Below are 2,591 nucleotides of genomic sequence, written 5' to 3' on the forward strand. Positions count from 1 at the left end.
CCGTCGTGGTGATGTCGGCTACGCTGGGCGACTGGAAGTGGGAGGTCTTTAAAGACTTCATTTTTGTAGGCCTTGGACCCCGGGACGTGAAGGACCATAATCGAATCCAGGTCTACGATCAAGAGTTCGAGGAGAGAATGTCTCAGGTAAAGTACGAGTTCAAGAAGATAACGATGGGGGAGATCGTGGACGTGGCGAGAAAGCACGCGGAGCAGGGTGAGCGCGTCCTTATAGTTCTGAACGATATAAAGAGCGTCATGGATCTCTCAGAGAGCTTGGAGGCACCAGTAATACACTCGAGGCTTACCAGAAGAGACAGGAGGAACGCTGAGGAGAAACTCATCTCCGGCAGCTCCCGTATAATCGTAGGTACGAGTGCGGTCGAGGCAGGGGTAGACGTAAGCTTTGACGTGCTGATAACCTCCTTTGACTCGTGGGAGTCGCTCGTGCAGCGTATCGGGAGGGTGTGCAGGTATGGTGGCCCATGTAGTGGACGTATATATATCGTGGAGAGAGATCGCGCGAGCCCCGACGTAGGGGAACTTAACGGGATGGAGTGGAGGCTCCCCTACGCGGATAATAGTTATGTTAAACATCTCCAGGAGAACGTAGAGGTTGATCGTGAGCTCGAATGGCTCCTAAGAAATCTTTTGTCCTACATTCATGTCCCAGTCGGGGAGATAAAAGATATATTCAAGAAGTCGGAAGGCTCATTTCTAAGATCACCCTTAATCGAGGTCTGCGTAAATTGTGAGTGTAGAGAGGATGAATCCTTCACTATAAGTCTCGAAAAAACTGACGACCTACACGTAGTCGGGGTTAGAGCGGGTGAAAGCTTCCTCTGCCCCCCTAAGCAATACAGTTTTGAATGGCTGAGACAGGTCGTCTCAGAGTACGGCGTTTTCCCGAAGCTCATTATTAAAAACTACAGGGAGGGTTACGGTCCAGTCCCGGAGGAAACCGTTGAGGGTGGTTGAGGCGATAGCTATGGCTTCGAGTACTACGTGCTTCGCGGGGCCCGGCGAGCCCTTGGAGAAACACCTCTCCGATGTCGCGGAGTGCTTGACTCAGAACAAGATAACGAGCCTTATAGCGAGGAAGCTCTCGCGTGTCTTCAGCGTCAAAGAGGAGGAGGCGTTTGACATAATCGTCCTCGCCGGGCTTGTGCATGATGTTGGGAAGGCGCATCAGAGCTATAGGGGTACGGGAAATAATGGTTTCTTTCCGAGGCACGAGTATTACTCTACCGTCTTCCTTGAAAGGCTTATCGTTAAAGCTTTCCCGAGCGTCGCCGCCCGCATCTCAACCATATGCAACCTTAAGGAAAACTCTATATTCACAGTCCTGCTCGCCTCTACCGCCTTCCACCATTATTCGAGCAAAGACTATACTGGTTCTATCGAGCGACTAGGTGAGTTTCAGCCTCTCTGCGACGGTTGGCGCAACGCATTTCGCACATGGAATCCTTCCTCAGAAACGGGTAAAAAGCTGAGAGAGGCGGCTTTAGAGCTGGCATTTGAAAAACTAGAGGCTTCCAGCTGCTATAACCAGCTCCTAAGCGCCATCAACAGGCAGATAAAGCCGAGAATACTATACGCTGCCTCAGCGGTATTAGGGGTTCTCAACGAGTGCGACGCCGAGGTTGCGAGGAGGAACAGGAGCAAGGCCGAGAAAAATTATTAGTAGATGCCACATAGTGGAGTGAAGCGGTGTGTACGTAGCCACGTATAATATCAAGGTTATCCCCTTGAGGGACGCCCCCCTCCCACCTTTCACCAGCAAGGTTACTAGGACTGTCTATGCGGCGCTGTGGGGTGAGGAGCCGGTTCTCGGCAGGATGGGTTCTTTCAGCGTCTTGTTCAGGGAGGGGCGTCCGCTCTACAAGCGCGTGGACTCAAATGGGGTCTTGTTCGCGAGGACGGGTGAGTTGTTGGAGTGCAGGGTTTCGGTGTTGTCGAAGAGTGAGCCGAGGCTCCCGGAGTCCTCGCAGCTGGTGAGCTTCGGAGGGTCACAGTTCAGGGCTGTGCTCTCGGATGTCGAGGTTGTCTCGCTTGAGGGGTTGAGCGTGGAGGTTCCGAGGAAGTTTGTCTTGAGGTTTTTGACGCCGACGCTGCTACCTGTACCGGGTAGGGGTGACTACCTTAAAAGCTCGGGGGTTAGGAGGAGGTACAAGCTTTTCCCCGACCTAGCCCTCGCGTTGAGGCTTCTCACATACGACCTTAAACTGCACAGGATAGAGCTTGTCGCCCCGACCCCCTTCCAGGTTTACAAGTGGGCGTACAGGGCTCTGGCGGAGCTCGACTACAGGGTAAGGCCTGAGACCATTCTGTACACGGTCAACGAGGGGAGGAGCGTGACGGAGCGGGGCTTCACGGGCTACGTGATGTACGAGCTCCTCGACACTGATTCCCCGCTCGCACAGGAGTTCAAGAAGCTGCTCGCGTTCGCGCTACGCTTCGGGATAGGAAAGTCCAGGAGCATAGGCTTCGGCCATGTAAGCCTTGAGCCTGCCAGACCGCACAGGAAGACTAGTAGTAAAGGCCTCGATCGGTAGAGTAATTAACGACAAGATTTACGACATAAATGTCTCC

Annotated in this window: 3 protein-coding genes; all 3 read left to right on the forward strand. The window is 53.3% G+C overall.

What is annotated here, in order from left to right; genetic code table 11:
* Positions 1–977 (forward strand): helicase-related protein (locus ACP5KC_RS10020; RefSeq protein ID WP_428287474.1); only part of this gene is annotated, 977 nt, incomplete at its 5' end.
* A 10-nt stretch (positions 978–987) separates the two neighbouring features.
* Positions 988–1,683: a CRISPR-associated endonuclease Cas3'' gene (locus ACP5KC_RS10025; RefSeq protein ID WP_428287475.1), complete on the forward strand. Its 696-nt coding sequence runs from the start codon at positions 988–990 to the stop codon at positions 1,681–1,683.
* A 28-nt stretch (positions 1,684–1,711) separates the two neighbouring features.
* Complete coding sequence (gene cas6 / locus ACP5KC_RS10030) at positions 1,712–2,554, forward strand: CRISPR system precrRNA processing endoribonuclease RAMP protein Cas6 (RefSeq protein WP_428287476.1); 843 nt, start codon at positions 1,712–1,714, stop codon at positions 2,552–2,554.
* Positions 2,555–2,591: the final 37 nt, after the last annotated feature.

Source organism: Infirmifilum sp. (assembly GCF_049970975.1).
GTDB classification, from domain to species: Archaea; Thermoproteota; Thermoprotei; order Thermofilales; family Thermofilaceae; genus Thermofilum; species Thermofilum uzonense.